The organism is Flavobacterium sp., from assembly GCF_031409475.1.
Taxonomy (GTDB): domain Bacteria; phylum Bacteroidota; class Bacteroidia; order Flavobacteriales; family Flavobacteriaceae; genus Flavobacterium.
Map to the genome: position 1 here is coordinate 83,142 of NZ_JANNXH010000002.1, position 25,892 is coordinate 109,033.

The window sequence follows — 25,892 nt, forward strand, 5'->3', positions numbered from 1 at the left end:
CAAATCGTATTCGTGTATGAAATTTAGTAATCAATGTTCAAAAACAGTAAGCTTCTTTTATTTAGTATCAAAAAAATGATTACTTTTGTTTAACTTTTATTTTAAATAATTAGACAAAAATAATTAATCAACAATTTTAAAATGAAATTTAAATTCAAAAATGAAAACACAAAAACCAGACAATATAGTTTATTCTAATGAAAATGGATACAACGCCAGTATGCTTCCCTATGCAACAACTGTAGGTGCTCCAGCTATAAAAACTGACGACGTAGTAGCTTGGAAAACAAGAGGAATTCATCAGGTAAATAAAGAATTTGAAAATAAATTTGACGAACTCAAACTGCAGTATCTCAAATTGATGGAAGAATACGAGTGGAACGATCTCGTATACAATGCCAAATTTTCGTTTGAACCAGTGGTAGGTGAAATCTATCATATGTATCAGGCCGAAAACGGAACGCACTTTTTATCCTTAATCGGGCCAAACGAATGGAACAAAGAGCATTTGGCTTCTTTCAAGCTCAATAGCGATAAAAAGTGGATGAAGATTTTGATTTAAATATGGAGGAATATTCAAAAAATAACTAATCTGTAAAAATAGGTTTAAAACCGTGTCATTCGAATGTTATTTGCTTCATTAAATAGTATCATTTTAACCCTGCGCCAAGGTGTCAACTATAAAAAATTCTACATAATATACAATATATGCTAAGTCAAACTAATTTGCCTACAACTACGAGAACCGAGCTCAACGCTACTTCGATAGACCGAATTATAGAAATGGCTTGGGAAGACCGCACTCCATTTGATGCCATCAAATTTCAATTTGGCTTGGCAGAAGCAGATGTAAAAGCCTTGATGAAAAAAGAACTCAAGTTTTCTAGCTACAAACTATGGCGAAAAAGAGTAGAAAATTGCAAGACCAAACACCTGGCCAAACGATCAGACGATATTGACCGTTTTAAATGCAAACTCCAAAGAGCTATTTCTAACAATAAAATTTCTAAAAGGTAATGATTCAAAAACACCTCAGTTCCACAAGTATTGACCAATTGTCCAAAACCGAAAAAACGCATCTTATCAATAGTTTAGGAGGATTTAAAAGCGTGGGATTAATTGGCACACAAAACAAAATGGGCGTTACAAATTTGGCGATTTTTAGTTCTATTTTTCATCTTGGAGCCAATCCACCGTTGATTGCTTTGATTTTTCGACCTACGCCTCCAGTTCGGGACACCTTCAATAATATTTTGGAAACAGGATTTTATACGATCAATCACCTCAACGAAAATATTTACAAACAAGCCCATCAAACCTCAGCAAGATACAACGCCAGTAGTTCGGAATTTGACATCACCGGTTTGACAGCTGAATATAAAAATAATTTTTCTGCGCCTTTCGTACAAGAAAGCAACATACAGATAGGCGTTCAATTCAAAGAAAAAATAGATATCGCAATCAACAATACCACTATGGTTATTGGCGAAATTGTACATATATATTTTCCTGAAAATTGCCAATCAGCAGATGGTTTTATTGATCTAGAAAAAGCAAATACCGTTACTTGTTCCGGACTAGATTGCTATCACACAACCGTAAAGTTAGACAGGCTTAGTTATGCAAAACCAAATCTAGAAATTACCTCATTACTCTAAATTTTGAAAAAAGAAGCTATCAATATTGTTTGGTTCAAGCGAGATTTGCGTTTCACAGATCACGAACCACTTTATGAAGCTTCGCAACAAAACATTCCTATCCTTTTGCTGTATTGTTTTGAACCTTTAGTAATGCAATATGAAGATTCTGATGTGCGACACTGGCGGTTTATTTATGAATCCATTCAAGATTTACAGCAAAAACTAGCCGTTTTGAATTCCAAAATATATTTTTGTCAGAACGAAGCCCAATTTGTTTTTTCGGAATTATTAAAAATTTATGAAATACAAAATGTGTATTCACATCAAGAAATTGGCAACAAAATTACTTATGACAGAGATGTTGCAATGCAGGATTTCTTTGAAAAAAACCAAGTAACTTGGAACCAATTTCAGATGCACGGTGTGATTCGTAAACTAAAATCCAGACAAGATTGGGATAAACGTTGGGAAAATGTAATGCGTTCTAACGCTAATGTTATTGACATTAAAACTTTGAACCTACAAGATTTAGAAAAGGAATTTTATGATGCCATAAAAGGCAAGGAATTGTCCGAAGAAATAGTCACTCGCAACAAAAATTTTCAACAAGGTGGCGAAAATCTAGCATGGCGATACCTTGATAGTTTTGTCAAAGAACGCTATGTTAATTATAGCAAACACATTTCGAAACCCGCTTTGAGCCGCAAAGGTTGTAGCCGATTGTCGCCCTATTTAACCTACGGAAACATCAGTATGCGAATGATTTATCAATACACTAATCAACATTACGAAGGATCAAAAAACAAACGAGCGATTCTCAATTTTGTTTCCCGTTTGCATTGGCATTGCCATTTTATTCAAAAATTTGAAGACGAATGTCGAATGGAATTTGAAAATGTAAACCGTGCTTATGATGTTTTGCAAAAGCCCAAAAATGAAATCTATATCAAAGCGTGGCAAGAAGGAAAAACAGGTGTTCCAATAGTTGATGCTTGTATGCGCTGCTTAGTTGCAACGGGATACATCAACTTTAGAATGCGTGCTATGGTGGTGTCTTTTTTCACGTTTAATTTATGGCAAGATTGGCGCGAATTGCATTTTCTTGCACGACAGTTTTTAGATTATGAACCCGGGATTCATTACCCACAAATCCAGATGCAATCTGGAACAACAGGCATAAACACCATCCGGATTTACAGCCCGATAAAAAACTCAGAAGAACACGATTCCGAAGGAGTTTTCATAAAACAATGGTTGCCTGAATTGACAGAAATACCCATTTCGCTGCTACACGAACCTTGGAAAATGAATGAAATGGAACAGCATTTCTACAATTGCGAAATAGGCACCGATTATCCGTTTCCGATAGTTGATATTGATGAAACTCGAAAACAGGCAAGCGATATTGTATGGAGTTTTCGCAAAAAAGACGAAGTCAAGGAAGAAGGAAAACGCATTTTGAAAAAGCACGTTTCCAATCCAAATTCTAAAAAGAAGTTATCAAAACCAAAAAAAGCAACAAAATAAAATGGCAATATTCTTAAAAGCAAATTGGGAAAATATCATAATGGCCAACTATGAAATTGATCCAAAAATTCTAGAACCTTTCTTACCAAAAGGTGTAGAATTGGATTTGTTTGAACAAAAATGTTATGTCAGTTTAGTTGGTTTTATGTTCAAAAAAACTAAATTATTCAGTATTCCTATTCCATATTTGGGCACTTTTGAAGAAATAAATCTACGCTTTTATGTTATTAGAAAAGAAAGTAATCAGATAAAACGTGGCGTAGTTTTTATAAACGAAACCATTCCGTACCCAATTGTAGCTTGGATGGCCAATAAATTGTACAAGGAACATTACACCGTAGTGCCCACCAAACACGAAATCACTAACGTTAACAATACCAAAAAAGTAAATTTTGAATGGCTATTGAATAAAAAATGGAATCGTATTTATGTCGAAGCTTCAAATGAATCTAAAGAGATGAAAAAAGACACTTTAGAGCAATTTATCTACGAGCATTATTATGGCTATACCAAAATTGACCAAAATAAAACCGAAGAATACAAGTTGCAACATCCAAGTTGGAATACCTACAAGGTTTTGAATCATAAAATTGATTGCGATTTTGAAGCGATGTACGGCAAAGCATTTTCTGTTTTAAACCAAACAAAACCCGAAGCTGTTTTTATTGCCGAAGGTTCATCAGTAAACGTAGAATGGAAACGAAACCGATTAAATTTTGATAAATGAAGGGTGTAAAAAAGCAACATTTACCAAGCAAAATGTGTGTCGTTTGCCAAAAACCTTTCGCTTGGCGCAAAAAATGGGAAAAGGTGTGGGACGAAGTAAAATATTGTAGCGATAAATGCAGAATAAACAAATAAAATTTAACCACAGATTCACAGATTTTAAAACCCTATAAATCCGTAACAAAAAAATATGAAATGTCAAAAACACTTAGATTAATTCTCGGCGATCAGCTCAATAGCAATCATTCATGGTACGAAACCATTGATGAATCCGTTACTTATGTCTTGATGGAAATTCGTACCGAAACCGATTATGCCTCACATCATATTCAGAAAATTGTAGGGTTTTTTGCAGCAATGCAAGAATTTGTTAAAGACTTGAAATCGAAAAATCATAACGTACTATATATTCATTTAAATGATGAAAGCAATTTGCAATCATTCGATAAAAATTGTCAATATCTAATTGAAAAACATAATTTTACCAATTTCGAATACCAATTTCCCGATGAATATAGGCTTGATGAAACCTTAAAAAACTTTTGTAAAACCCTCACAATTTCAAATTCGGTTGTCGATTCAGAACATTTTTATACCTCAAGAAATGAGCTTGGAACATTCTTTGAAGGCAAAAAAACATTTTTGCTAGAAAGTTTTTACCGTGCCATGCGAAAAAAACACAATGTATTGATGGATGGTGACAAACCAACCACAGGACAATGGAATTATGATGGCGAAAACCGAAAAAAATTACCTAAAAATCACAAACCTACTCTACCTTTGGTTTTCAATAATGATGTTTCTGTTATTTATACAGAAATACAAAAAACCAATATAAAAACTATTGGAAACATAGATGCCAAAAATTTTGTTTGGCCCATAAATAGGATCCAATCATTGGAGTTATTAGACTTTTTTGTTGCTGAATGTTTGCCTTTATTTGGTAGTTATCAAGATGCAATGACACCTAATGAATGGTCGTTGTACCATTCGCGAGTTTCCTTTTCGATGAATATCAAGATGATTTCGCCACAAGAAGTGATTCATAAATGCATCGAAGAATGGCAAAAACGTCAAGCCGAAATCGAATACAACCAACTCGAAGGTTTTGTGCGACAAATAATAGGTTGGCGTGAATATATGCGTGGAATTTATTGGCTCAAAATGCCCGAATATGCCTCAATGAATTATTTTAACAATCAAGAAAAATTGCCCGACTGGTTTTGGACAGGAAACACCAAAATGAATTGCTTGAAAGACACTATCAATCAGTCGCTGGATTATGCTTATGCGCATCACATACAGCGATTAATGATCACAGGTAATTTTGCGCTTTTGGCCGGAATTCATCCTGACGAGGTCGATGCTTGGTATCTTGGGATTTATATAGATGCTATCGAATGGGTCGAAATTACCAACACTCGAGGTATGAGCCAGTTTGCCGATGGCGGAATTGTAGGCACAAAACCGTATGTGAGTTCGGCAAGTTACATTGATAAAATGAGTCATTATTGCGGCAGTTGTTTTTATAAAAAAGCCATAAAAACGGGCGAAAAAGCCTGTCCATTTAATAGTTTGTATTGGAATTTTTATGATAAAAATGAAGACAAATTAGGCAAAAATCCAAGAATAGGAATGATGTACAATGTATGGCGAAAAATGCAACCCGAAGCAAAAGTTGCGCTATTAGAACAAGCGGATTATTATTTGAAAAATATAAATGAGTTGTAATAAGAATACCCACAGATTTTACAGATTAGCACAGATTATTTGGTTTAATAAATTTTAAAATCCGATTAATCTGTAACTCGAGCGAAGCGAATAGACGAAGTAAATCCGTGGCAAAAAAGAAAATTATGAAAACAGCTATTGTTTGGTTTAAAACCGATTTACGATTAACAGATAATGAAACACTTATCAAAGCGATTGCGCAGAGTGAAATGGTAATTCCTGTGTATTGTTTTGACGATTCACACTTTGAAAAAACCACTTATGGATTCGAGAAAACAGGTAGTTTTAGGACACAATTTTTATTAGAATCCTTAAAGGATTTAGATACGAATTTAAGAGCATTAGGTTCTCAATTATTAATTTTAAGAGGAAAACCTGAGGTCGAAATACCAAAAATCGTAAAAGAATACAAAGCCCAAAAAGTTTTTGCAAAACGAGAGGTATCATTTGAAGAAAAGCAAACCGAAAAATTAGTACAAAACGAACTGTTCAAATTAAGATGCGAATTCGAAACATCGAGTACGAGTACTTTATACCATGCCGAAGATTTGCCCTTTTCTATCAAAGATATTCCAGATGTGTTTAGCAATTTTAGAAAAAAAATCGAGAAAGACGCTACGGTAAGAACTGTTTTCGAAAAGTCTTTATCGATAAACTCGCCTAAATTTCCCGAAAGTGTTTTTCCAACTTTAAACGATTTAGGTTTAGAGTCCAAAACCATAGATTCTAGAGCCGCAATACAATTTGCAGGAGGAGAAACTGAGGCGATTAGACGGTTGAATCATTATTTTTTTGAAACAAAATGCTTGTCAAAATATAAAGAAACTAGAAACGAAATGGTTGGGTCTGATTATTCGTCAAAATTCTCGGCTTGGTTGGCTTTAGGATGTATTTCGCCTCGATTAATTTATCAGGAAATCAAGAATTTCGAATCGCAATTTGGCGCAAACGATTCTACTTATTGGTTGATTTTCGAATTGCTTTGGCGTGATTTTTTTAGGTTTATGTTCAAAAAACACCAAACCAAATTTTTCTTGTACGATGGTATCAAAACCGAGAAAGCAAACTCTAAATCATTGAACGAAAAATTACTTTTGCAATGGATTAATGGCGCAACAAACTCCGATTTCATCAATGCCAATATGCTCGAATTAAAACTAACAGGATTTATGAGCAATCGAGGTCGACAAAATGTAGCGAGTTATTTTTGCAACGAGCTCAATATGGATTGGCGGATTGGCGCAGCCTATTTTGAAGAACAACTTATAGATTATGATGTGTGTAGCAATTGGGGAAATTGGGCGTATCTTGCTGGTGTTGGCAACGATCCTCGAGGACATCGGTATTTTAATATCGAAAAACAAGCCAACGATTATGATAAAAAATTCGCATTTAGAGACTTATGGTTAAAAAACTAAGATATACAATACACTTTTAAAAACGGTATTCGATTGTTATGAAACAGGATGTAATTATTATTGGTGCAGGATTATCAGGTCTTTCTGCAGCGGTGCATTTGCATCGTCAAGGTCGAACGGTACTTATTTTAGAAGCTACTGACCGATCTGGCGGAAGAGTAAAAACGGATCTAATTGATGGTTTTCGATTAGATAGAGGTTTTCAAGTTTTGTTGACCGCTTATCCAGAAGCTAAATCATTGCTGAACTACAAAGATTTGCAACTCAAAAAAATGCTACCTGGTGCAAGTGTGCTTTATGATGGAGGCACATTCGAAATAGCAGATCCTTTCAGACGGCCAAAAGCACTATTAAACACTCTATTTGCTCCAGTTGGAACGTTAATGGATAAAATAAATACGCTTTGGCTGAAAACCAAATTGCAAAAAATGACTATTGACGAAATTTTTACACAAGCCGAACAAAGCACTCTCAAACAATTGTCTGACTATGGCTTTAGCCAAAAAATGACTCGGCGTTTTTATGCCCCTTTTCTATCGGGTATTTACCTAGAGAATAACTTGACTACATCAAACCGAATGTTCGATTTTGTAATGAAAATGTTTTCGGATGGCCATGTGGCTATTCCCGAACTTGGAATGGAAGAAATTCCGAAGCAATTAGTAGGTTTGTTGCCAAAATCGAGCATTCAATACCACAAAAAAGTTTCAACTATAAAGGACAATACCGTAATTCTTGAGGATGGAACTGTATTTGAAGCCAATCAAATTCTTATTGCTACAAATGCGAATGAACTGACCAAGCAATTTCGACCAAACCTAAAAACCGAAGCTCAAAAAGTTACCAATGTCTATTTTGAGGCAAAAAAAGCACCTACAAAGAAAGCAATAGTTATTTTGAACGCTTCTTCGAACAAGAAATGGGTCAACAATTTGACTGTTATTACTAATGTTTCAAAGGCTTGTGCGCCAATAGGAAAAGTATTGATATCCACTTCTTGTAACGGATTAGCAGATGTTGAAGATATAGAATTAGCTGAAAACATGAAAAAAGAATTGGAACAATGGTATGGAAAGCAAGTACGCGATTGGAAAATGATTAAAACCTATCGTATTGATTATGCATTGCCCGTTCAGGATAGCGTGAGAAATGATGTGCCAATTACTGAAATAAAAATATCCGATACTTTATTTATTTGTGGCGATCATTTGTTGAACGGTTCTATAAATGCGGCATTCAAAACAGGAAGATTGGCTGCCGAAGCAATGAAGTTATAATTGCATTTTATTTTTAAGGAGCAATTAAACGTGAATAATCTCTTCCTCAATCAACAAATCTTCACGGCGAAGGCGAAGGAAAATCTGTGCCACAGCAATGGTGTCTTTTTCACAATAGGTTACAATACGGTCAATATCTTTTTCTGCATAAAAAACGTGACCTACTTGGCTGCCGTCGATATCGCCTTTTGGCGAAGGAATTCCGAGGACTTTACACATTAATTTCAAGGAAGTATAATGCTTGTAATCTCCAAATTTCCAAAGCTCTAAAGTATCCAAATGGGGAATTTCCCAAGGCTTTTTTCCAAATAAATTCAGTTTGTTGGGAATGGCAATATTATTAATAATCATCCTTCGGGCTATAAATGGAATGTCGAATTCCTTGGCGTTATGACCGCATAAAATGTGTTGGGGTTGGTTGAAATGATTGTTTAAAAGGTTGATAAAATCGTTAAGAATTTTCTTTTCATCTCCAAAAAAAGAAGTAACTCTAAAGTTTCGAATGTCTCCTTTTATAACAAAATAACCTACCGAAATACAAACAATTTTGCCAAATTCTGCCCAAATTCCGGCTCGTTCATAAAATTCCTCTGGCGTGGATTCCTCTTTGCGCTGGTATTGAGTTTTGAGTTCCCAAAGTTGTTTCATTTCATCGTCCAATTCATTGAAATTGGCTGCTTCTGGAACGGTTTCTATATCTAAAAAAAGGATGTTGTCGAGACGAATTTTATCTATCATAATTTAATTTTTTAAGCCACGAATTCACGAATTTAAAAAAAATAGATAACTAAGTAACATAAAAAGAAGGAATTCGTGAATTCGCAGCAACTCTTTTTAAAATAAACTTTGCTGATTTGTAGGGTTTTCGTGTTCGAGTAACCATTTTTTTCTCCACAATCCACCAGCATATCCCGTGAGTGAGCCATCGGTTCCAATTACTCGATGACACGGAATAACAATCCAAAGCGGATTTTTCCCATTGGCCGAAGCCACAGCTCGAATGGCTTTGACATCGCCTAATTTCTTGGACAGTTCTAAATATGACATCGTTTTCCCGAAAGAAATATTCAATAATTCTTGCCACACTTTTTGCTGGAATTCAGTTCCTATTGGGTTTAATTTAAAGTTGAAATTGGTTCTTTTACCCTCAAAATAATCTTGAAGTTGAGTTACCGCTTCTTTTAGAATTTCAGGAATTACATCAGACAAAATTCCTTCGGATAAAATAGATATAACGGAAATTCCGTTTTCATCGCCTTCAATTTTGGTAATGCCCAATGGTGAATTTATAAAACAAGTTTCCATGAATAAAAAGATTTAACCGCACGCGTGCAGCTCGAATTGATGAAGTAAAGTTCGCAAAGTTTTTCGCAATGAACACAAAGAAATTATTTTATTTTGAATGAGAATAAATGTAGGTTTCAATCGCTTTCAATTCGTCATCAGACATCGCTTTGGTGATAGCAAAATTAGTTTTCATTACTTCGTATTGAGTTGGGTCAACAATAGGTTTTGCATCGTTTATTAAAAAATCTATAAGGCTTGCGTTCTGAGTTTTATAAATTTTGGCGATTTCTTGAATACTTGGTCCAATCACTTTTTGGTCTATTTGATGACAGGCAATGCAATTTCCTTTTCCTTCAAAAAGTTCTTGACCAAATTCTACTCGTGTTTTTGAAGTTGCTGTATCTGGATATAATGGTTCTTTTGTGACAGCTTCCTTTTTGCAAGACAAGAGCAAACTGGTAATGGAAACAAAAATAATTACAAGGATAAAAAATCGCTTCATTAATTAAGAAATTAATTGCACAACATCTTTTGCAAAATAACTTGCAATCATATCAGCACCAGCTCGTTTTATGGCTGTTACTTGTTCCATCATTACTGCGTCGTGATCAATCCAACCTCGTTCTGCAGCCGCTTTTATCATGCAATATTCCCCCGAAACTTGATAAACCGCAACTGGAACTTCGGACATATTTTTGATTTCTCGAACAATGTCTAGATAAGCAATTCCGGGTTTTACCATCACAATATCTGCGCCTTCTTCGATATCCATTCGGGTTTCTCTTATGGCTTCGAGGCGATTGTGATAATCCATTTGGTAGGTTTTTTTGTCTTTTGGCACATCGATTAAATCAACTGGTGCGCTATCTAGTGCATCACGAAATGGTCCGTAATGTGCCGAAGCATATTTAGCCGAATACGCTAAAATCCCTGTATTGATAAAGTTATTTTCTTCCAAAGCCTCACGAATGGTTAAAATTCTGCCATCCATCATGTCGCTTGGTGCAACAAAATCAGCTCCAGCCTTGGCATGAGAAACGCTCATTTCGGCAAGAAATAAACTTGTTTTATCGTTTACAATTTGACCGTTTTCGATAATTCCGTCGTGACCATAAATGGAGTATGGATCGAGCGCAACATCGGTCATTACAATCATATCGGGGCAGGCGTTTTTTACAGTTTTGATGGCGCGTTGCATCAATCCGTTTGGGTTGAGCGCTTCGGTTCCTTTATTGTCTTTGAGATTATCTGGAACTTTCACAAACAACAAAACCGATTTTAAGCCTAGTTTCCATAGCTCACGAACTTCTTTTTCGATGTTGTCGAGACTCATTCGATAATAATTTGGCATCGACGGAATTTCCTCACGAACGCCTTTTCCTTCTACCACAAAAAGGGGTACAATAAAATCGTTTGGCGAAATAATAGTTTCACGAACCATTGAACGAATACTTTCGGTGGTTCTTAATCTGCGGTTTCTTCTAAGTGGGAACATAATAATTGATAATTAATAATTGACAATTGATAATTATTATACCCAGTCAATCGGATTTTCTAATACTTGTAATAACTTTTCTTCTTCGCTTCCTGCTTTTGGATGATGGTCATAATGCCATTGCACATGTGGTGGTAAAGACATCAAAATACTTTCAATCCGACCGTTGGTTTTTAATCCGAATAAGGTTCCTTTATCGTGCACCAAATTGAATTCGACATAACGCCCACGACGGATTTCTTGCCATGTTCTTTGTTCTGGCGTGTATGCTAAATCTTTTCTTTTTTCAACAATTGGGACATACGCTTCTAGGAAAGAATTTCCAATTTCCGATACAAAATTAAACCAATTTTCCATTGACATTGAATCGGTTGCTTTACAATAGTCAAAAAATAATCCGCCAATTCCTCGAGCTTCATTGCGATGCGCGTTCCAAAAATACGTGTCGCATTGCTTTTTGAATTTTGGATAAAAATTTAAATCATGTTTGTCGCAAGCAGTTTTACAGGTTTGATGAAAATGTTTTGCATCGTCTTCAAACAAATAATAAGGCGTTAAATCTTGTCCGCCACCAAACCATGAATTGATTACGTTTCCGTTATCATCGTACATTTCGAAATAGCGCCAGTTGGCATGAACCGTTGGTGTCATTGGACTTTTTGGGTGAATTACTAAACTCAATCCACACGCAAAAAAGTCCGCTTCGCCTACGTTGAATAGTTGACGCATGGCTTCTGGCAATTTTCCATGAACTGCCGAAATGTTTACGCCACCTTTTTCGATTACTTCGCCATTTTCAATCACACGTGTTCGTCCTCCGCCACCTTCTGGTCGAGTCCAAATATCTTCTCGGAATTTGGCTTGACCATCGGCAATTTCCAAACCTTTACAGATTTGGTCTTGGAGAGTTTGTATGTATTGGTAAAACTTGTTTTTCATTTGCTGAAATCAAAAGTGTTTAAAAGTGTTTAAAAGTGTCTAAAAAGTGTCTAAATTGATTCCCAATAATATCCTGGAAGACACTGTATTTTACCCTCTTTTCCTAAGGCCGAAAGAAAATTTGTAACTTTCTTTTTCTTTTTATCATCCGAAAGTACCGCGGAAAGTTTTGGAATAATTAGATTATCAATTGCTTTTCGTTTTGTTTTTCCAAATTTCCTAAGATACTCCAATATCATATCTTTAAAATGAGAATCATCAAAACTGCGATTTGCTAAATACTCAGCTTGCAAATTTTCATCATTTGTAGATTCAACAATTTTATACGATAGGTAAGGATTTGTTCTTCTTCCTTCGATGTACTTTTCTTTTTTTAAAAATTTGAACTCACCTTCATTAATTTCTTTATGTTTTTGAACTTTATCTAACAATATAATTTCGTTTAATGTCAATTTGGAATTTTGGATAAGAATTCTAGCAAAATTCTCATCTAAAATTTTTCCAATTATAGTCACTTTTACTTTATTGTCTTCAAAGTTATAATCTGGTAAAGGGAAAAAACGTTGTTTTTGAAAGTTAAATATTTTTCGAATTCCACCTCCTTGGGTTTCAATCATATCTAAATTCTTCATTGCTTCAACCAAAAATGGATTTCTGTACACTTCTTCAGGAGTATCGTTAAGTACTACATCTTCAACTGATTTTGGCAAAAAAGAACCATAATTAGAAAATATTAAATGATCATCTTCAAACTCAACAACATTGATTCGAGCTCCTTTTGAATAATCTTGATGAGCAATAGCATTGTTTAAAGACTCTCGAATAGTATAGGGTTCATATCGTAAAACCTCATCAGGAAACAGAGTTCCATCACGTAAATACCGGTATTTAAGATTTCGTATTTTTTTATACACTTCGTCAATAGACAATAAGAATAGAATAGAAAATATCTCAAAATCTTTATCTTGATTATCAATGGTTTTTAAATTCCATCTGATTTTTACAGTAGAGTTTAGAAAATGTTCCGATTCATCTTTTCCTAAAAGAATCAAAGCCGTTCGAGTAATCTTTCCTTTAATAGTAAGTTTTGCTTTATTTAGAAAATCTACATCCTTCCAATTATCAACTTCATCTGAATATTTAGGATTTCTTTTTTTGAATTCGATTCTTGCTTTTTTTATAGCCTCTGAATCTAAATCTTCAATGGTTGCCTCTGGAACAATCACTTTAGACCAATCGTCATTAACCTGAACTTGTTCAATAATTGCATCTAATCTTGCTTTGGTCATTTCTACCATATTATCATCTATACGCTGCCAAGTTTTTTTATGAGCGTAAACTGGTAATCTGAATTGATGTTTTGGAATATGGAAAATCCATACCGTTTTATTAGTATCAGATGTAATAAATTCTTGAACACTAAACTTTTCAATGTTTAGATTTGTACTATTTCCATTAATTCTAAATCTAATGTTTTCAATTGTATAGCCAGCAAAATCTTGAATGCCAACAATATTTAACGTTTTATCTTGAATTCCAATAACTAAATGACCTCCTTGCATATTAGCGATCGCAGATACATAAGAGATAATATCATTACTCTCTTTTCCGGCTACAGAATTTTTTAAAGACTTAAATTCTTTCCACTCGCATTTTTCATTTTCGATGGGAAAGTTTGTATTTAAATACTCTTGTAACTCTTTTTCGGTCATTTTGGTCATAATTGTTAATTACAAATATAGGAAAGCAAACTTAGTTATCAATTTAAACTACATAGATAGAATTACTTAGGCAGATACTCCTTCACCGCATCCACAAACGCTTTGGCATGATCTACAGGAATATTGGGTAAAATTCCATGCCCAAGATTTACGATGTATTTGTCTTTGCCAAATTCGTCAATCATTTCATGAACCATTTTTTTAATCACTGGAATTGGCGAAAGCAACCTACTTGGATCAAAATTTCCTTGTAATGTAATATTTCCACCTGACAAATAGCGTGCATTTCGTGGAGAACATGTCCAATCAACACCAAGGGCCGATGCTTTTGATTTCCCCATTTCGTTCAATGCAAACCAACAGCCTTTTCCGAAAACAATTACCGGAGTACTATCTGCCAGAGCTTCGATGATTTGATTGATGTATTTCCAAGAGAATTCCTGATAATCCACAGGCGAAAGCATTCCGCCCCAAGAATCAAAAATCTGAATGGCATTGCATCCCGCTTTTACTTTTTCTTTTAAATATAAAATGGTCGTATCGGTGATTTTTTGCAATAAAACGTGTGCTGCTTCGGGATGAGTGAAGCAAAATCCCTTTGCCATATCAAAACTTTTAGACCCTTTACCTTCCACTGCGTAACACATGATTGTCCAAGGTGAACCTGCAAAACCAATTAACGGAACCTCATCGTTCAGCATTTGTTTTGTCAATTTTATGGCATCAAAAACATAACCCAAAGTCTCGTGAACATCAGGAACGATTACCCTTTCCACGTCTTGAATGGTACGAATTGGGTTGGGTAAAAAAGGCCCAACGCTTTCTTTCATCAAGACTTCAATTCCCATGGCTTGTGGCACAACGAGTATATCCGAAAACAAAATCGCAGCATCTGGAGCAATTCTACGAATGGGCTGCACGGTGATTTCTGAGGCTAATTCTGGTGTTTGACAACGGGTGAAAAAATCGTATTTGTCTCGCAAAGCGATGAATTCTGGTAAATATCTTCCTGCTTGACGCATCATCCAAACTGGTGGACGTTGTACGGTTTCTCCTTTTAAGGCGCGAAGAAATAAGTCGTTTTTTATCATTTTTGTTTTTTGTTTAACCCTGTCAGAGTTTTGAACTCTGACAGGGTTGTTTTTTAATAATATTCAATTACCTCTAAAATCAACTCTTCAATCGAAGGGTTTTCGGCAATTCTTATATTTTTTGTTACATTAAATAATGCTTCTGCTGTGGTTTCACCAATGCAAAAACAAACTTCTTTTTTAATTTTATTTTCTTTCAAATAGCTTTCAACTCCTGAAGGACTAAAAAACAAAATGCCTTCGACAGCTATATTTAATTTATGAGGTGTTAAAATTGTTTCGTAAACTTGAATCTCATTGAACTGGATATTGGCTTCTTTTAATGCTTTGGGAACGGTTTCTTTTCGCAAGTTGCCACTAAAAAAAGTATAAGTCTCATTGCTATAAATTAAGGTAATTATTTCGGCCAAATCCGATGCATAATCCACATAAACAATAACATTAAATCCGTTTTCTTCTAATAATGCTTTGGTTTTTATTCCTACACAAAAGACATTTTTTGTTTTTAAATCCTCCGCTTTGGGGTGAAGCAATACACTTTGAGCCGCATTCTGACTGGTGAAAATCAGATTGGCTTTGATTCCCTTTAAATCAAAATCCAAGTTTTGAGTTTTGATAAAATTGGCTTCGTTTACTGAAAATCCAGCATCCAACAAGGCTTGCTTTTGAGGGCTCAAAAGTATTTTTGTAGATAGAATATTTACTTTACTCATTTGTTATTTTTTAACGCTGTCAGAGTTTAAAACTCTGACAGGGTTTTCTGTAAACTAATTTTTCAAACTTTCCTTAATCGTTTTCATCAATTCAATTCCTCCATTATTCAAAATTTCTTGAGCGGAATTAAATCCCAATTTTTTCCAATGAGAAATTTCTACAATTTTATCGATTTCAATTTTTTGCTTTCCATCAATGGATAATAAAACGCCTTTGAATGAAATGGTGTCATCCTTTTCGTTAAATGTTGCCAAAGCTCCAATGGGCGCTGTACATCCGCCTTCGAGTGTTTTCAAGAATTGTCTCTCGATGTACGTGCAAATATCAGTTTCGAGATCGTTTAATTCGGCAAGCGCTTCTTTACAAAATTCGTCATTCTGCATGGCTAGAACTACCATTGCTCCTTGAGCTGGAGCAGGAATCATCCAGTCTAAGTTGATGAACTCCGTAGGCTTGATGTTGATTCTATCCAAACCGGCGGCGGCAAAAATGGCTCCGCTCCAATCGTTATCCTGCAGTTTTTGCATTCGAGTATTCACATTTCCACGCAAGTCAACTACCGCATGATTGGGATATTTATTGAGCCACATCGCTTGACGACGCAAGCTTCCTGTTGCAATTATTGCATTTGTTTCTAGAAAATCTAAATTTTCTTTATAAACTAAAATATCTAAAACATTAGCTCTTTCGAGAACTGCAGCTTGTACAATTCCTATTGGCAAAGCCGTTGGAACGTCTTTCATGGAATGTACCGCAATATCAATTTCGCCGTTTATCATGGCAATATCTAATGTTTTGGTGAAAATTCCGGTGATTCCTAATTCATAAAGTGGTTTATCGAGAATAATATCGCCTTGAGATTTTACGGCAACAATTTTGGTTATATACCCTAAATCGTTGAGTTTTTTTTCAACGTGATGTGCTTGCCAAAGTGCTAATTCACTGTCTCGAGTTCCTATTTTTATGATTTTTTCAGCCATTTTTTTTCTTTAAACCAGTAAAAATATTGATTTAGATTATTTGCTTTCGATTTGAAAAACCTTGTTTATCCAATCGATACTTTCGTCTACAACCGTATCATCGGCTTTAAGGTGATTGGCAAAATGATTCGTGATTTTTTGAATGATGCGATTGCTAATGATTTCGGCTTGCTCTTCATCGAAATTAGAATATTTTTTTCGTTGAAAATTAAGTTCAGAGTCTTTGATGGTGTTCAGTTTTGCTTTGAGTGCATGAATAGTTGGCGCATATTTTCGGCCTTTGGTCCAGGTCAGAAACTCTTCTTTTATTTCTTCGATAATCGCTTCGGCAGCTGGAATGTGAAGTTTTCTATTCTCTAAAGTTTCATCGGTAATTTGAGATAAATGATCTAAATGAACTAAAGTTACGTTCTCCAAATCTTTGACATTTTCATTGACATTTTTAGGAATTGATAAATCCAAAATCAATAACGGCTTTTTTAAATTCAAAATAGCTTTGTCAATGGTTGGATTTTGCGCACCTGTTGCCACTACAACAACATCGGCTTTTCGAAGTTCGGGTTGCAAATCGGCATAATCTTTTACAACTAAATTAAATTTTCCAGCGACTTTTTCGGCTTTATCTTTGGTTCTATTTATTAAAGTGATATGTTCGTTTTTTGAATGTTTAATCAAATTTTCACAGGTATTTCTGCCTATTTTTCCGGTTCCAAAAAGCAAAATATTCTTATTGCCAATATCTTCGACGTTCTTGAAAATATAATGTACCGCAGCATACGAAACCGATGTTGCGCCAGAAGAAATTTCGGTGTCTGTTTTTATTTTTTTGCTGGCTTGAATAACTGCATTGATTAATCGCTCCAAAAAATTATTGACTAATCCAAGGTTTTTACTTTCGATAAAAGCAATTTTTAATTGGCTAATAATTTCAAAATCACCTAGAATCTGACTGTCTAAACCGGTTCCTACACGAAACATGTGGGAAACCGCTTCTTGATTTTTGTAAACATAAGCCACTTTTTGAAAATCTTCAACAGTACCTTTACTGTTTTCGCAAAGTAATTTTATGAGTTGAAAAGGATGTTGGGCAAAACCATAAATTTCGGTTCTATTGCAGGTAGAGGTTACTACTAAACTTTCGATGCCTTCTACTTTGGCTTGTAATAATAATTTAGCTTTGGCTTGAGAATCAACGCTAAATTTTCCTCTTATATCAGCATCGGCTTTCTTGTAACTCAAACCTATTGAGTAGAAAGTGGTGTGTTTAGATATAATTCCGTTTTCCATAAATACTATAAATCCTAAAGTGCAACAAAAGTATTGCTATACTTTTTATAAAAGTAACGCTAAAAGTTCTTTTTGTGTCGCTATGAGATATTTTGATTAAAAAAGTAATTTTTATCGTTATTTCTTTTATTTTTGTACTAAAATCAACGCTTTTGAATATCTTTGTTTAGAACAATTCTAAATAGTTATATTTTAATTACATAAACATTTGTTAAAAAAACATCGCTATGAGTTCTAAAGAAGAAATAAAAATTGATGATGATTTTATTTTGATTCGGTTTCAAAATGATTCCGAAGCAACTGTGATTCAAGAACATCAAGTAACTATTGGGTTCATCCAGTTTCATTTTGGATTAAAAGGCAATGCCAAATTCATTTTCAATCAAGGCAATTATACTTTGGATTTAAAAGAAGAGAAATCATTATTGTTTTACAATCCACAAAAAGAATTACCACTACACCTTGAAATCGCTCCCAAATCGTGGTTGATTACTATACTGGTTTCTATAAAAAAGTTTCACGGATTATTCTCCACACATTCCAATCACATTCCTTTTTTGAGTGCCGAAAACCGAGATAAAAAATATTATGGCGAAGAAAACATCAGTCCTTCTATGGCAATTGTATTGAACCAAATGTTTCATTATAATTTAAATCCTTCTATAAAAAATTTATATTACAAAGGCAAAGGATATGAATTATTGAGTTTGTTTTTCAATAGAAATGAAGACCCGAATGCAGAGCAATGTCCGTTTTTGCTAGACGAAGAAAATGTTTTGAAAATAAAAAAAGCCAAAGAAATCATTATAGCCAATATGGCAGAACCTCCTGGTTTACAAGAATTGGCAGATCAAATTGGCTTAAATTTAAAGAAATTGAAAATGGGTTTCAAGCAAATTTATGGCGACACGGTTTATGGCTTTTTATTTGATTACAAAATGGATTACGCCCGACAATTATTAGATAGCGGTTCGTACAATGTAAACGAAGTGGGACTAAAAATTGGCTACAGCACGGGAAGTCATTTTATTGCTGCTTTCAAAAAGAAATTTGCTACAACACCTAAGAAATATTTAATGTCAATCAATCCTTCGAATTAAAATAGAATATGAAAGACAGAATCATTGGTTTTGATTTAGCTAGAGCTTACGCCATTTTTGGAATGTTTATCGTGAATTTTAATTTCAGCTTTGGAAATGTAAATCCAACTGAAAACGTAATGGGTCGGTTTCTTAATTTATTTACAGGTAATTCAACCTCTATCTTTATTATTTTAGCTGGAATGGGAGTTTCATTAATGACTAATAAATCAGAAATTTCAATACAGGAAAAAGCAAAATATAAATCCATAATCTTGAAACGCTCTTGGTTTTTATTCATTTTCGGATTACTTCTTTTTAATTGGTGGTCGGGTGATATTTTGCATTTTTATGGAGGTTACATGCATATCGCAGCTTTTATTTTATTTATGCCAAAGCGTTATTATCTGTGGATTATTTCCATCATAATTGTGGTATATCATTTCTTATTATGGCTTATTCCAGTAGACACTTCTTGGGATTTTATAACGTATAAGTATACTGATTTTTGGACGCCAATTGGGTTTTTAAGAAATACGCTTTATAACGGTTGGAATTCCATTTTTCCTTGGTTTTCATTTTTTGTAATCGGAATGTGGTTGGGTAAATTAGATTGGAATACAAAATTAATTCGTAGAACTGTTTTTATTGTTGGATTGTTTCTTTTTGCAACCATTCAACTTATTCGGTTTTGGGCAAAAAACCCATATCTTGATGATTACACACATCGTTATATTTTGAGCGAATATTTCCCGCCCTATTTGCCTTTTTTGATTGTAACTGCTGGTTTTGCCTTAATGATAATTCCAATTTGTATGTTTCTTGGAGATCAATTCAAGGATGCAAAAATCATTCACTATTTAGCAAAAACTGGTCAAATGACCTTGTCTCATTATGTGATTCACATTACAGTTGGTATGCTGATTTTAGAAAAACTCACAGGGAAAACCTATACTGGTTTTTTAGAAGACGAAATCCCAACTGCTCCTCAATACATTTTACTTTATGCACTATTGTTTTTTATTGTAAGTGTTACTTTTAGTTGGCTTTGGAGTAAAAAATTTAAAAATGGTCCATTGGAAACAATTATGAGAAAAATTTCGGGATAATCAAAAACATTCATTCAACATTAAAAAGAAGTTTAAGTACCTTTACAATCTAGCAAGTTTTCAAAACCTTGTAGGCATAAAAAATATAAATATTAAAAAACACACCTACAAGGTTTTGAAACCTTGCAGGATAAAACAAACGTAATGAAAGGAGTATTATTAGTAAACCTAGGTTCACCAGAAAGCCCAACTGCAAAAGATGTAAAGCCGTATTTAGATGAATTTTTAATGGATCGATTCGTAATTGACGTTCCGTATTTATTACGAGCCCTGTTAGTTCGAGGAATTATTTTGCAAACAAGGCCAAAAAAATCGGCTGCCGCTTACGCAAAAATTTGGTGGAAAGAAGGATCACCATTAGTCGTTATTTCGCAAAGAATGCAAAAAAAAGTTCAAGGATTAGTTGACATTCCTGTGGCTTTGGCCATGCGTTATGGAACGATAACTATTTTAAAAGGACTACAAGAACTGAAAGATAAAGGCGTAACCGAAGTCATGCTTTTTCCTTTGTATCCGCAACATGCTATGGCTTCAACGACTACGATTTTAGTTTTGGCCGAAGAATTGCGCCAGAAACATTTTCCAGAAATGAAATTCACGATTGTACCTGCTTTTTACAACAAACCAGGATATATCAAAGCGTTAGCAAACTCGATTAAAAAACATTTGGATACCTTTGAATACGATCATTTATTGTTTTCGTATCATGGTATTCCAAAACGTCATATTCGCAAAACCGATATTACAAAATCGCATTGCAAAATCGACAGAACGTGTTGCAATACACCATCGCCAGCACACGAATTTTGCTACAGCCATCAATGTTACGAAACAACCAAACAAGTGGTGAAATTACTCGGAATTCCCGAAGGCAAATACAGTCAAACCTTTCAATCTCGATTGGCTGGAGACAAATGGTTAACGCCTTACACCGATGTCGAAGTGAACAAAATGCCCGAAAAAGGAATCAAAAAATTGGCAGTTGTAACCCCAGCATTTGTCAGTGATTGTTTAGAAACTTTGGAGGAAATAGCCATGGAAGCCAATCACGAATTTAAAGAAAATGGTGGTGAGGAATTTATGGCAATTCCTTGTATGAACGATGGGGATGAATGGTGTGAAACGGTTGCGGATTGGATTAAAGATTTTCAAAACAAATAATATATCGCCACGAATTCACGAATTATTTATTTAAAATTCGTGAATTCGTGGCTAATTTATAATGAATAAATGGAATACTACAACTACCTAAAATCACTACACCTTATCTTTGTAATCACTTGGTTTGCAGGATTATTTTATATTGTTCGTTTGTTTGTGTATCAAATTGAAGCCAACGAAAAACCATCCCCAGAGAGAGAAATTTTGCAAAAACAATACAAAATAATGACGTACCGTTTGTGGTACATTATCACTTGGCCCAGTGCAATTTTGGCAACATTATTTGCGATCTGGCTTTTGATTTTAATGCCTGTTTGGTTGCAAATGCCTTGGATGCATGTTAAGTTGGGATTTGTGGTTTTACTAATTGGGTATCAATTAAAATGCCAACAAATTTATTCTCAATTGCAAAAAGATGAAGTAAAATACAGCTCCAACTTTATGCGATTGTGGAACGAAGGCGCAACTCTAATTTTGTTTGCCGTTGTGTTTTTAGTAATTTTAAAAAATGCATTTAACTGGATTTATGGCGTAATTGGAATTTTTGTTTTTTCAATAATTATTATGTTAGGCTTTAAATTTTATAAAAAGATTAGAGAAAAATCTAACCAATAAGTTGGCGAAGAAATCACAAAGTACACTAATTTATCTTTGTGAACATCGTGCCTTCTTAGTGTTTTTGTGGTAAAAAAAATATGTTTAAAAACTTCAAAATAGCAAAACTTTCACTTCGAGTTAGGATTTTCCTTTCGATGATTTTATTGATTATTGTAGCTTCTTTATTGCTAGCCTCAATTTCTATTTTTCAATTTAAAAATGAAGCTAAAGAATACCACCAAGAGCGATTAGAACGAAAAGAAAGTGCCATAAAAGAACACATGAATTATGTTCTTTCTACGACCACATATCCGTTGACTACTAAAAATTTAGATTTAATTTTCAAAGATAAAATTCATGAATTGGCTAGAATTCATAATATGGAAATCAATATTTATAGTCTTGATGGAAGTTTTTTAATTTCGTCCAAAGAGACTTTTTCTATCGATAAAATTGCTCCTCCTATTCCAAAATACATTCAAAAACTTGTGCTTTCCTCGATTGAGAAAAGGTATGTAGAAATTAAAACAATAGACGGAATTAAAAACAGATCGTCTTTCAGTCAAATTAAAGATGGGAAATTTAAACCTCTTGGAATATTGAACTTACCTTATATAGAAGACAACAGTTTTTACCAAACCGAACTGGAAAATTTCTTGATTCGGTTGGCTCAAGTTTATGCGCTTATGCTCGTAATTGCTTTTGGGGTTGCCTATTTTCTTTCGTCTTATATTACAAAGTCGTTGAAAACTATTTCGGATAAATTAAGTGAGACCAGTTTGAATCAAAAAAACGAAAAAATTGTTCTAGAGGCTAGTAGTAAAGAAATTAACCTTTTGATAAATGCCTATAACGCAATGGTCGACGAGCTAGAAGAAAGCGCAACAAAACTAGCCCAAAGCGAACGTGAAGAAGCGTGGCGCGAAATGGCAAAACAAGTAGCGCATGAAATCAAAAATCCGCTTACGCCAATGCGACTCACTGTGCAGAGTTTTCAAAGAAAGTTTGACGCAAATGATCCGGATTTGAAACAAAAACTAAAAGATTATTCAGAAACTTTGATTCAACAAATTGACACAATGAATTCTGTAGCATCGGCTTTTTCAAATTTTGCATCTATGCCGGCACAACAAAATGAAACCATAAATGTGGTTGATGTTGTGGCTTTAACATTAGACATTTTTAATGAAGATTATATAGAATTTGAAGCCAAAGAGACTGAAATAATTGCAAAAATGGACCGAACACAACTCATTAGAATTATCAATAATTTGGTAAAAAACGCTATTCAATCCATTCCTGAAAATCAAAAAGAAAAATCAATTTTAGTCGCTATAAAAAAAGAAGAAACAAATGTTTTGATTGTAGTTAGAGACAACGGAATAGGAATAAAACCCGAAGATGTTGACCGCGTTTTTGAACCAAAATTTACTACAAAATCCAGCGGAATGGGTTTAGGTTTAGGTATTATCAAAAACATTATTGAGAATTATAACGGAACCATAAAACTTGAATCACAAGAAGGAAAAGGAACCGCTTTCATGGTTTCATTACCTATTATCACAACCTAAAATAAACATCTATGATTTTAGAAAATCTATTGCTAGAACACGAAAAAGGAGTTGCTACCCTTTTCATCAATCGTCCAGAAAAATTAAATGCTCTAAATAGAGCAACTATTCAAGAACTGCACGACACTTTAAAAACAAGCGATGAAAACCCAGAAATACGAGTAATTATTATCACCGGAAGCGGAGAAAAAGCCTTTGTGGCTGGAGCAGATATTGCAGAATTTGCTCATTTTTCTAGCGAAGACGGTGCAAAATTAGCTGCAAAAGGGCAAGAACTTTTGTTTGATTTTATCGAAAACATGAAAACTCCAGTAATTGCTGCTATAAATGGTTTTGCGCTTGGTGGTGGATTAGAGTTAGCCATGGCGTGTCATTTTCGCATCGCTTCTGACAACGCAAAAATGGGATTGCCAGAAGTTTCCCTTGGCGTAATTCCTGGTTATGGTGGCACACAACGATTGCCTCAACTCATTGGCAAAGGTCGCGCCATGGAACTCATTATGACAGCCGGAATGATTGATGCCGAAACCGCAAAAAACTACGGACTCGTAAATCATGTCGTGCCACAAACGGATTTGTTTGCAACCTACATGACACTGGCAAATAAAATAATGCGGAACTCTCCAATTGCTATTGCAAAAGCGATTCAAGCCGTAAACGCCAATTTTATATCTGGCATAAATGGATTTGATGTCGAAATCAACGCTTTTGGCGAATGTTTCTCCACCGATGATTTCAAGGAAGGAACAACGGCTTTTTTAGAAAAAAGAAAAGCGGAATTTAAAGGGAAATAAAAAAGTTGGCAGTGTTCAGTTTTTAGTGCTCAGTGGCCGCGGTTAAAATAAATTATCATTATGAAAAAAACTATTTGTTTAGTATTAATTACATTATTGTCCATATCAAGTTTTGCTCAAGAAATTCCGTTTAAAATTCAAAAGAGTGAAGAATTTAAGGATGATATAAAAAAATCGAATATCGTTTTGACTGAAACTAATGAGAATGGAAATACTCTAATCGTTCGATCCTACAATGACAATGGAATGTCCAATTATAATGGCTTTTACATAGAACATATTGATTCAAATTTAAAAATTCAAAAGACATTTGATTTTGAGATGAGACATCCAAATTATCAAAAAAACAACATTGTTTTGGGTATTTATTCTCTAAAAAATGAAGTTAAGATTATTGAATTTTATTACGATTTAAAAGACAAATCATATGTTTGTCAAGCCAATATCATCACAGATAATTTTCAAACCTCTAAAAAAGTATTGTTTAGAATCTCAAAAGAAAAGATGAAAGAAACAGGGACAATTTCTATAGAAAAAGAGTTTTTTAATCGAACAAAAGGAAATTGGGCAAATGATAATTCAGGTGAAATAAAATCAGAAAATGATATTTCAAAAAATTCTAGTTTTTTTGAATTTTCATGGGATAATAAATCAGAAATGTCAAAAGATGAAAAAGGTTCTGATATTGTAATGACTGTGAATGAAAACAAAAGTGCTTTTGCTATTGCAATAGATTACAATAGTGAGAACAAAGAATATGTGAAATTATATTTATTTGACAACGAGTTAAACAAAAAAATGGATACCGATTTCAAAAGGGAAATTAAAGATAAAGATTATAAGCTAGAGACCATTCAAGTTTCACCAGATGGAAACGCCATAAGTTTATTGGCAAAAAATTATTCAGAAGTGCAAAAAGCGAAGAAAGAAGGCGGTAAATATCTATTTGAAATCACAAAAATAACAACTGAATCACAAAAACCGCAATTCATAGATACGAATGAAAATTTTGTTGGCTCTTTAAAATCTGTTTTTCATAATAATGACATTATTTGTTTCGGTTTTTATTCTGATATAAAAGACTACCGGTTTAAAGGAATTTGTTATTATAAGTTAGATTTCAATTCTTTAGCCATTTTACAAACGAAATACAATTTGTTTACAGAACAATTTATGCTTGACAAATATGGAGAAAACAAAGACAAAGCATTAAAGTTTTTAACCTTCAAAAAAATATTTTTCTCTAAAAACGATGGGTTAATTTTTAATGCACAAGAGGAATATCTAACCAGCGATGGCAATAATAGAACTTACTTGCATTATGATGACGTTGTGGTCGCAAAATTAGATTCGAAAGGGAATCTTTTGTGGGCTAGGAATATTAATAAAAGTCAAGCAGTTCCATCATACGAAGACGAATCATTTATTTCTTATACTTCATTTATGAATGAAAATTTCACTTATTTCTTTATTAATACAGCTGAAAAAATAAATAAAATCAAAAACGATAGAATTGAATTTGGTCAAATCAGAAAAAACAAATCTAATTTAAATGTCATTAGAATTAATCAAGACGGAGATTTTGATTACGAAGAAATTCTTGATGACGAAAAAAGTTCTGTACCTTTTATGGTGTCAAAAGGAGCAATCATTAATAATTCCGTTCTATTTTTAGGAAGAAAAGGAACTAATAAACAACTTTTAAAAGTAACTTTGTAAACTACAAATATCAAATTATTATGCTTTTT

General features: G+C 33.9%; 26 protein-coding genes. 16 read left to right on the forward strand and 10 right to left on the reverse strand.

Annotated elements, in window-relative coordinates; translation table 11 throughout:
- Positions 1-160: 160 nt before the first annotated feature.
- The 9 genes from RMO53_RS00405 (at position 161) to RMO53_RS00445 (ending at position 8,319) form a co-directional block, all read left to right on the forward strand.
- Positions 161-562, forward strand: a complete 402-nt coding sequence (locus RMO53_RS00405; RefSeq protein ID WP_310377369.1) for a DUF2452 domain-containing protein — start codon at positions 161-163, stop codon at positions 560-562.
- Between the two features lie 146 nt (positions 563-708).
- Positions 709-1,017 (forward strand): TIGR03643 family protein, encoded by a 309-nt coding sequence (locus tag RMO53_RS00410; RefSeq protein ID WP_310377370.1) that lies wholly within the window; start codon positions 709-711, stop codon positions 1,015-1,017.
- The gene (locus RMO53_RS00415) at positions 1,017-1,658 is read left to right on the forward strand and encodes a flavin reductase (protein ID WP_310377371.1); all 642 of its coding nucleotides are present in this window, start codon (positions 1,017-1,019) and stop codon (positions 1,656-1,658) included. The genes RMO53_RS00410 and RMO53_RS00415 overlap by 1 nt, the downstream gene beginning before the upstream one ends.
- A 3-nt stretch (positions 1,659-1,661) precedes the next feature.
- A complete protein-coding gene (locus tag RMO53_RS00420) occupies positions 1,662-3,167 on the forward strand; it encodes a deoxyribodipyrimidine photo-lyase (protein ID WP_310377372.1) in 1,506 nt (501 codons plus the stop codon).
- Between the two features lies 1 nt (position 3,168).
- Positions 3,169-3,894 (forward strand): DUF2071 domain-containing protein, encoded by a 726-nt coding sequence (locus RMO53_RS00425; RefSeq protein WP_310377373.1) that lies wholly within the window; start codon positions 3,169-3,171, stop codon positions 3,892-3,894.
- Positions 3,891-4,028, forward strand: a complete 138-nt coding sequence (locus RMO53_RS00430; protein ID WP_310377374.1) for a DUF2256 domain-containing protein — start codon at positions 3,891-3,893, stop codon at positions 4,026-4,028. Before RMO53_RS00425 ends, RMO53_RS00430 begins: the two co-directional genes overlap by 4 nt.
- A gap of 60 nt (positions 4,029-4,088) precedes the next feature.
- Complete coding sequence (locus RMO53_RS00435; RefSeq protein WP_310377375.1) at positions 4,089-5,624, forward strand: cryptochrome/photolyase family protein; 1,536 nt, start codon at positions 4,089-4,091, stop codon at positions 5,622-5,624.
- Between the two features lie 125 nt (positions 5,625-5,749).
- Complete coding sequence (locus RMO53_RS00440) at positions 5,750-7,042, forward strand: DASH family cryptochrome (RefSeq protein ID WP_310377376.1); 1,293 nt, start codon at positions 5,750-5,752, stop codon at positions 7,040-7,042.
- A gap of 38 nt (positions 7,043-7,080) precedes the next feature.
- Complete coding sequence (locus RMO53_RS00445; protein ID WP_310377377.1) at positions 7,081-8,319, forward strand: NAD(P)/FAD-dependent oxidoreductase; 1,239 nt, start codon at positions 7,081-7,083, stop codon at positions 8,317-8,319.
- Between the two features lie 24 nt (positions 8,320-8,343).
- Here the strand turns inward: RMO53_RS00445 and RMO53_RS00450 are convergent, their stop codons facing one another.
- From RMO53_RS00450 to hemA, 10 genes are all read right to left on the reverse strand, one after another.
- The gene (locus RMO53_RS00450) at positions 8,344-9,057 is read right to left on the reverse strand and encodes a 3'-5' exonuclease (RefSeq protein ID WP_310377378.1); all 714 of its coding nucleotides are present in this window, start codon (positions 9,055-9,057) and stop codon (positions 8,344-8,346) included.
- Positions 9,058-9,153: 96 nt separating this feature from the next.
- Positions 9,154-9,624, reverse strand: coding sequence for a methylated-DNA--[protein]-cysteine S-methyltransferase (locus RMO53_RS00455; protein WP_310377379.1), 471 nt, complete (start codon positions 9,622-9,624; stop codon positions 9,154-9,156).
- 88 nt (positions 9,625-9,712) lie between these two features.
- On the reverse strand, positions 9,713-10,108 hold the full coding sequence (locus RMO53_RS00460; protein WP_310377380.1) for a c-type cytochrome: 396 nt from the start codon (positions 10,106-10,108) through the stop codon (positions 9,713-9,715).
- 3 nt (positions 10,109-10,111) lie between these two features.
- Positions 10,112-11,101 (reverse strand): porphobilinogen synthase, encoded by a 990-nt coding sequence (gene hemB, locus RMO53_RS00465; protein ID WP_310377381.1) that lies wholly within the window; start codon positions 11,099-11,101, stop codon positions 10,112-10,114.
- Between the two features lie 36 nt (positions 11,102-11,137).
- Entirely contained in the window at positions 11,138-12,040 is a 903-nt protein-coding gene (gene hemF / locus RMO53_RS00470) for an oxygen-dependent coproporphyrinogen oxidase (protein ID WP_310377382.1), read from the reverse strand.
- A 50-nt stretch (positions 12,041-12,090) separates the two neighbouring features.
- The gene (locus RMO53_RS00475; protein WP_310377383.1) at positions 12,091-13,752 is read right to left on the reverse strand and encodes an ATP-binding protein; all 1,662 of its coding nucleotides are present in this window, start codon (positions 13,750-13,752) and stop codon (positions 12,091-12,093) included.
- A gap of 71 nt (positions 13,753-13,823) precedes the next feature.
- Positions 13,824-14,852: a uroporphyrinogen decarboxylase gene (gene hemE / locus RMO53_RS00480; RefSeq protein ID WP_310377384.1), complete on the reverse strand. Its 1,029-nt coding sequence runs from the start codon at positions 14,850-14,852 to the stop codon at positions 13,824-13,826.
- 53 nt (positions 14,853-14,905) lie between these two features.
- A complete protein-coding gene (locus RMO53_RS00485; RefSeq protein WP_310377385.1) occupies positions 14,906-15,565 on the reverse strand; it encodes a uroporphyrinogen-III synthase in 660 nt (219 codons plus the stop codon).
- A 54-nt stretch (positions 15,566-15,619) separates the two neighbouring features.
- Positions 15,620-16,546, reverse strand: a complete 927-nt coding sequence (hemC, locus tag RMO53_RS00490; protein WP_310377386.1) for a hydroxymethylbilane synthase — start codon at positions 16,544-16,546, stop codon at positions 15,620-15,622.
- 36 nt (positions 16,547-16,582) lie between these two features.
- Positions 16,583-17,833, reverse strand: coding sequence for a glutamyl-tRNA reductase (gene hemA / locus RMO53_RS00495; protein WP_310377387.1), 1,251 nt, complete (start codon positions 17,831-17,833; stop codon positions 16,583-16,585).
- Positions 17,834-18,060: 227 nt separating this feature from the next.
- Between hemA and RMO53_RS00500 the strand changes: the two genes are divergently transcribed.
- The 7 genes from RMO53_RS00500 to RMO53_RS00530 all read left to right on the forward strand — a co-directional run bounded on the left by RMO53_RS00500 (position 18,061) and on the right by RMO53_RS00530 (position 25,863).
- Positions 18,061-18,933, forward strand: coding sequence for an AraC family transcriptional regulator (locus RMO53_RS00500; protein WP_310377388.1), 873 nt, complete (start codon positions 18,061-18,063; stop codon positions 18,931-18,933).
- 8 nt (positions 18,934-18,941) lie between these two features.
- Positions 18,942-20,021, forward strand: coding sequence for a DUF418 domain-containing protein (locus RMO53_RS00505; protein ID WP_310377389.1), 1,080 nt, complete (start codon positions 18,942-18,944; stop codon positions 20,019-20,021).
- A gap of 144 nt (positions 20,022-20,165) precedes the next feature.
- Positions 20,166-21,182, forward strand: coding sequence for a ferrochelatase (hemH, locus tag RMO53_RS00510; protein ID WP_310377390.1), 1,017 nt, complete (start codon positions 20,166-20,168; stop codon positions 21,180-21,182).
- A 69-nt stretch (positions 21,183-21,251) separates the two neighbouring features.
- The gene (locus tag RMO53_RS00515) at positions 21,252-21,797 is read left to right on the forward strand and encodes a CopD family protein (RefSeq protein WP_310377391.1); all 546 of its coding nucleotides are present in this window, start codon (positions 21,252-21,254) and stop codon (positions 21,795-21,797) included.
- A gap of 80 nt (positions 21,798-21,877) precedes the next feature.
- Positions 21,878-23,350 carry an ATP-binding protein gene (locus RMO53_RS00520; protein WP_310377392.1) on the forward strand — a complete coding sequence of 491 codons (1,473 nt, stop codon included), beginning with the start codon at positions 21,878-21,880 and terminating at the stop codon, positions 23,348-23,350.
- 11 nt (positions 23,351-23,361) lie between these two features.
- Positions 23,362-24,144, forward strand: coding sequence for an enoyl-CoA hydratase-related protein (locus tag RMO53_RS00525; protein WP_310377393.1), 783 nt, complete (start codon positions 23,362-23,364; stop codon positions 24,142-24,144).
- Between the two features lie 60 nt (positions 24,145-24,204).
- Complete coding sequence (locus RMO53_RS00530) at positions 24,205-25,863, forward strand: hypothetical protein (protein ID WP_310377394.1); 1,659 nt, start codon at positions 24,205-24,207, stop codon at positions 25,861-25,863.
- The last annotated feature ends 29 nt before the right edge of the window (positions 25,864-25,892 follow it).